The sequence below is a fragment of the Tepidimonas sp. genome (assembly GCF_029335975.1).
Lineage (GTDB): Bacteria > Pseudomonadota > Gammaproteobacteria > Burkholderiales > Burkholderiaceae_C > Tepidimonas.
The window spans coordinates 1-5793 of the sequence record NZ_JARJMT020000096.1 but is presented as its reverse complement, the minus strand read 5'-3'; the positions used below and the strand labels follow the sequence as shown (position 1 = coordinate 5793).

The following is a 5793-nucleotide window of genomic DNA, read 5'->3' as shown; positions in this document are numbered from 1 at the left end:
GGCCGGGTGGGGGCCGTGGTGGGCGCGGCTCCGGCCATGACGGTGGTGGAGTATGGAGTGGTGCAGGCGCTGGGCGAAGGGCTGCGCCGCACCTGGGAGGTCTCGGTCCTGTCGCTGCGGATGCTGGGCAAAATGCTGATCGGTGAGGCTTCGCTGCGCAACCTGAGTGGTCCGCTGACGATAGCCGACTACGCTGGGCAGTCCGCCAGCCAGGGTTGGATTCCGTTTCTGATGTTTTTGGCCCTGGTGAGCGTCAGCCTGGGCGTGCTTAACTTGCTGCCGCTTCCCGTCCTGGACGGGGGGCACCTGATGTATTATCTTTGGGAAGCGGTGGCTGGCCGGCCGCTGTCCGAGGTGTGGATGGACCGGCTGCAACGAGGGGGCGTGGCCTTGCTCGTCGTCCTGATGTCGCTGGCCATCTTCAACGATCTTGCCCGATTGCTGGGCTGACCCCGTGCAAACCCGCACCGCATGAAACCATTTCACCAGCGCCTCTGGCGCGCGCGCACCAGCGTCACGCTGGCGGCGCTGATCACTGCCCTGCCGGCTTGGGCCGTCAATCCCTTTACCGTCCGCGACATCCGGGTCGAAGGCCTGCAGCGGGTCGAGCCTGGTACGGTGTTCGCCTCGCTGCCGTTTCGCGTAGGCGACACCTATTCGGACGAGCAGGGCGCCGCGGCGATCCGCGCGCTGTTTGGCTTGGGGCTGTTCTCGGATGTGCGGCTGCAGGTCGAAGGCGATGTGCTGGTGGTCATCGTCGAGGAACGCCCGACGGTGGCGGATGTCAGCTTCACCGGCGTCAAAGAGTTCGACAACGAGGTGCTGCGCAAGGCCCTGCGTGACATTGGGTTGACCGAGGGACGCCCGTTTGACCGGGCGCTTGCCGACCGCGCCGAGCAGGAACTCAAGCGCCAGTACCTCAATCGCAGCATGTATGCGGTGCAGGTCACCACCACCGTCACGCCGATCGAGCGCAACCGTGTCAACCTCAATTTCAACGTCCTCGAGGGGGACGTCACCAAGATTCGCGAGATCCGCATCGTCGGCGCGCAAGCCTTCCCGGAAAAGACGCTGCTCGATCTGTTCGATCTGGATACGGGCGGTTGGCTGAGCTGGTACACCAAGAGCGATCGCTACTCGCGCGCCAAACTCAATGCCGATTTGGAGTCGCTGCGGTCGTATTACCTGACGCGCGGCTATCTGGAATTCAACATCGACTCCACCCAGGTGGCGCTGTCACCGGACAAGTCCACGCTATCGCTGACCATCAATATCACCGAAGGGCAGCGTTATGCGGTGTCTGCGGTGCGGCTAGAGGGGGATTACCTGGGCAAGGAAGCCGAGTTCCAGTCCCTCGTCCGCATTCAGCCCGGTCAGGCTTACAACGCCGAGCAGGTGGCTGAGACGGTGAAGGCCTTTACCGACTACTACGGCGCGTTTGGCTACGCCTTCGCCCGCGTCGAGGCCGTGCCCGAGATCGACCGCGAGCGCAACCGCGTGACGGTCGTGCTGCGTGGTCAGCCATCGCGGCGCGCCTATGTGCGCCGCATCCAGATCGAAGGCAACAACCGCACCCGCGACGAAGTCATCCGGCGTGAATTTCGCCAGCTCGAATCGGCCTGGTACGACAGCGACAAGATCCGCCTGTCGCGCGACCGGGTGGACCGCCTGGGCTTTTTTACCGAGGTGCGCATCGATACCCAAGAAGTGCCGGGCGCGCCCGATCAGGTGGACCTCGTCATGACGGTGGTCGAAAAGCCAACCGGCAACCTGACCGTGGGCGCCGGCTATTCGCAGGCTGAAAAACTCTCGCTGCTGGCCGGCATCCAACAAGAAAACGTCTTTGGCACGGGCAATTACCTCGGACTCAACCTCAATACCAGCAAATTCAACCGTCAGTTCGTGCTCAGCACGACCAACCCGTATTTCACCGAGGACGGGATCTCGCGTACGCTGGATGTCTACTACCGCACGACCCGCCCGCTCGATGCCCAAGAGGGCGACTACCGCCTGGTGACGCCCGGAGCGAGCATTCGCTTCGGCGTGCCCTTCACCGAGACCGATACGGTGTTCTTCGGCATTGGCGTCGAAAAGACGAAGATCGAGCCCGGCGCCCGCATGCCGGTGGCCTATAACGATTTCATCCAAGCCTTCGGCGACTCACCAACGTCGGTTCCCTTGACCATCGGTTGGGCGCGCGACGAGCGCGACAGCGCCCTCGTGCCCACCCAAGGCACCCTCAAGCGCGCCAATGGCGAAGTGGGCATCGCCGGTGATACGCGCTACGTCAAAGCCAGTGCTCAATACCAGCAGTACATCCCGCTGAACCGCAAATTCACCCTGGCCTTCAATGCGGAGGCTGGCTGGGCCAAGGGCCTGAGCGGCAAGCCCGTGCCGTTGTTCAAATACTTCTACGGTGGCGGTCTGGGGTCGGTGCGCGGCTTCGAGCAGGGCACGCTGGGCCAGCAAAGCGCGCTGACCAACAGCACCGACACAGCCTATCTGGGTGGCAACAAGATGGTGCTGCTCAATACCGAGCTGATCGCGCCTTTCCCCGGTGCGGGCAACGACCGTACCCTGCGCATGTTTGGCTTTTTCGATGTGGGCAATGTCTATGCGCCGGAGCAAAAGTTCTCGCTGTCCGATCTGCGTGCCTCCGCTGGCCTCGGCGTGAGCTGGATCTCGCCAGTCGGCCCGCTTAGAATCGCGTTTGCCAAGCCGCTGCGCAAGCAGACCGGTGACAAGACGCAAACCGTCCAATTCTCGATCGGTACCGCTTTCTGATGAAACACATGACCCGGACCTGGTGCGCCCGTTGGATGCTGGCTGCGGCTGCAGCCGCGGCTTCCACTGCGGCGTTGGCCCAGGATTTCAAGATCGGCTTCGTGAGCACCGAGCGCATCTTGCGCGACTCCAATGCGGCCAAGGCTGCCCAGACCCGCCTGGAGCAGGAGTTCTCGCGCCGCGAGCGGGAGATCGACGCCCTGGGCAACCAGTTGCGCCAAGCGACCGAAAAGTTCGAAAAAGATGCGCCGACGCTGTCCGAATCGCAGCGCACGGCGCGCCAGCGCCAGCTCGCCGAGCTGGATCGGGACTTTCAACGCCGCCGGCGCGAGTTCCAGGAGGACCTGGCCCAGCGCCGCAACGAAGAGTTGCAGCTGGTCATCGAGCGTGCCAACCGCGTGATCAAGCAAATCGCCGAGGCCGAAAAATACGACCTGATCCTGCAGGAAGCGGTCTACATCGCCCCGCGCCATGACATCACCGACAAGGTGATTTCTGGGCTGAACAACACCAAGTGAGCGCACGCCTGTCCGACCTGCGCGCCGCCTTGGGCGGCGTTTTGCATGGCACGGGCGACCGGGTGGTGGCGCGCATCGCCCCACTGGCCGAAGCCGGGGAAGACGCGCTGGCCTTCGTCGCCCAGCCGCGTTACCGCGCGGTCTTGGCTGGCTCACGGGCCGGGGTGGTGATTGCGCCGCCCGATCTGGTGGCCGATGTGCTGACCCGTCCCGAGCCGCCCGTAGGCGGCTGGGTCTGCTGGGAAAGCACAGACCCGTATGGGACTTTCGCCCGGTTGACCCAATGGTGGCGCCAGCATGTACAGCCGCGCCCAGTGCCTCTCGGGGTGCACCCCACCGCCTGGGTGGCGCCGGGTGCGCGCGTGCATCCGACGGCGCGGCTTGGCCCCTTTGCGGTGGTGGAAGATGGTGCAGTGGTGGACGAGGGCGCGGAGCTCGGTGCGCATGCGGTGGTCCAGGCGCGCGCACGGGTCGGAGCGGGTACCCGGCTCGGCCCCCATGTCGTGCTCGGTTACGATTGCTGCATCGGCGCGCGTGGCCTGGTGCATGGCGGCACGGTGATCGGTGCCGACGGCTTTGGCTTTGCGCCGGTGCCGTTGCCCGATGGCGCGGGCAAACGCTGGGAGAAGATCGAGCAGCTGGGCGCCGTGCGTATTGGCGATGATGTGGAGATCGGTGCCCATTGCTGCATCGACCGCGGTGCACTGGGCGACACGGTGCTGGAAGATGGCGTCAAGCTCGACAACCTGATCCAGATCGGCCATAACGTGCGCGTCGGTCGCCATACCGCAATGGCCGGCTGCGTCGGCATCGCGGGCTCGGCGCGCATCGGGGCGTTCTGCACCTTGGGCGGCGGGGCCATCGTGCTCGGCCACCTGGAGCTGGCTGACCATGTGCACATCTCGGCCGCGTCGGTGGTAATGCGCTCGATCCGGCAGCCAGGGCAGTACAGCGGCATCTTTCCGATCGACGACAATCACGCCTGGGAAAAAAACGCCGCAACGCTGCGCCAGCTGCATGCGCTGCGCGAACGCCTCAAGGCCCTGGAACGACGCACGACCCCATGATGGACATCCACCAGATCCTCAAGCAACTGCCGCACCGCTATCCGATCCTGCTGGTGGACCGGGTACTGGCGCTGCACAAAGGCGTCTCGATCCGGGCGCTGAAGAACGTCACCATCAACGAGCCGGTGTTCACCGGGCACTTTCCGCACCGGCCGGTCTTCCCAGGCGTGCTGATGCTGGAGGCGCTGGCCCAGGCAGCGGCGCTGTTGGCGTTCGATACGCTGGAGGTGACGCCGGATGAGCAAACGGTGTATTACTTCGCTGGGATCGACGGCGCACGCTTCAAGCGCCCCGTAGAGCCGGGCGATCAGCTCGTCATGGACGTGACGCTGGAGCGCATGAAAGCCGGCATCTTCAAGTTCAAGGGCACCGCGCGTGTCGGCGACGAGGTGGCCTGCGAGGCCGAGCTGATGTGTACGATGCGCCGCATTGCCGGCTGAGCCCAGATCGCAGCCAATGGCCCGCATCCACCCGGCCGCGCTGGTCGATCCCAAGGCCGAGCTCGACGCCGACGTCGAGATCGGCCCTTTCACCGTCGTCGGACCATATGTGCGCATCGCTGCCGGTACCTCGGTCGGCGCGCACTGCGTGCTCGACGGCCACACGACGATCGGGCGCAACAACCGCATCTATCCCTTCGTGAGCCTGGGGCTGCCAAACCAAGACAAAAAATACCGCGGCGAGCCGTGCCAGCTCGTCATCGGCGAGCGCAACACCATCCGCGAGTACAGCACCTACCACGTCGGCACGGTGCAGGGCGGGGGCGTGACGCGCCTGGGCGACGACAACTGGATGATGGCCTATACCCACCTGGCGCACGACTGCGTGGTGGGCAGCCACACGATTTTTGCCAATAACGCACAGCTTGCCGGCCATGTGCAGGTCGGTGACTGGGCGATTTTGGGGGGCTTTACGGTCGTGCACCAGTTCGTGCGCATCGGTGCGCACGCGATGACGGCCATGTGTGCGCTGCTCTTTGCGGATGTGCCGCCATTCGTGATGGCGCAGGGTCAGCCCGCTCAGGCGCGCTCGATGAACTTCGAGGGGATGCGCCGGCGCGGGTTTTCCGTCCAGCGCATCGCCGCGGTCAAGGCCATGTACAAGGCGCTTTACCGCGAGGGTCTGACGCTCATGCAGGCGATCGAGCGCATCCAGGCGCTGGCGCAAACGCACCCCGAGGCCGCCGCAGACGTGGCGCTGATGCGCGACTTCCTGGCCGGCGTCGATACGCAGCGCGGCATCGTGCGCGCGCGTCGCAGCGAGATGTGACGGCGGCCGGGTAGGATGAGCCAACCGCCCCTGGATGCCGCAACGGATGCCGCCACGCCGCGGCTGGCGCTGGTGGCCGGCGAGGCCTCGGGCGACCTGCTGGCAGCACAATTGCTGCGGGGGCTTCGCGCGCGCTGGCCAGCGCTGCAGGCGGT

The 5793-nt window shown here is 65.2% G+C and carries 6 protein-coding genes; all 6 read left to right on the top strand.

Going from position 1 to position 5793, the window contains the following annotated elements:
- Window positions 1-450: RIP metalloprotease RseP (gene rseP, locus P3W97_RS05320; protein WP_300844493.1), on the top strand; the 450-nt coding region annotated here is incomplete at its 5' end.
- Between the two features lie 21 nt (window positions 451-471).
- Entirely contained in the window at window positions 472-2784 is a 2313-nt protein-coding gene (gene bamA, locus P3W97_RS05315; RefSeq protein ID WP_300844490.1) for an outer membrane protein assembly factor BamA, read from the top strand.
- Window positions 2784-3302: an OmpH family outer membrane protein gene (locus P3W97_RS05310; protein WP_300844488.1), complete on the top strand. Its 519-nt coding sequence runs from the start codon at window positions 2784-2786 to the stop codon at window positions 3300-3302. Before bamA ends, P3W97_RS05310 begins: the two co-directional genes overlap by 1 nt.
- Window positions 3299-4369 carry a UDP-3-O-(3-hydroxymyristoyl)glucosamine N-acyltransferase gene (lpxD, locus tag P3W97_RS05305; protein ID WP_300844486.1) on the top strand — a complete coding sequence of 357 codons (1071 nt, stop codon included), beginning with the start codon at window positions 3299-3301 and terminating at the stop codon, window positions 4367-4369. The genes P3W97_RS05310 and lpxD overlap by 4 nt, the downstream gene beginning before the upstream one ends.
- Complete coding sequence (gene fabZ / locus P3W97_RS05300; protein WP_300844484.1) at window positions 4366-4809, top strand: 3-hydroxyacyl-ACP dehydratase FabZ; 444 nt, start codon at window positions 4366-4368, stop codon at window positions 4807-4809. The genes lpxD and fabZ overlap by 4 nt, the downstream gene beginning before the upstream one ends.
- A gap of 16 nt (window positions 4810-4825) precedes the next feature.
- Window positions 4826-5638: an acyl-ACP--UDP-N-acetylglucosamine O-acyltransferase gene (gene lpxA, locus P3W97_RS05295; RefSeq protein WP_300844481.1), complete on the top strand. Its 813-nt coding sequence runs from the start codon at window positions 4826-4828 to the stop codon at window positions 5636-5638.
- The last annotated feature ends 155 nt before the right edge of the window (window positions 5639-5793 follow it).

What these genes read in the sequence shown, in the direction of transcription:
- bamA (WP_300844490.1), top strand. Translation starts at nt 472, where the DNA reads ATGAAACCATTTCACCAGCGCCTCTGGCGCGCGCGCACCAGCGTCACG.
- P3W97_RS05310 (WP_300844488.1), top strand. Translation starts at nt 2,784, where the DNA reads ATGAAACACATGACCCGGACCTGGTGCGCCCGTTGGATGCTGGCTGCG.
- fabZ (WP_300844484.1), top strand. Translation starts at nt 4,366, where the DNA reads ATGATGGACATCCACCAGATCCTCAAGCAACTGCCGCACCGCTATCCG.
- lpxA (WP_300844481.1), top strand. Translation starts at nt 4,826, where the DNA reads ATGGCCCGCATCCACCCGGCCGCGCTGGTCGATCCCAAGGCCGAGCTC.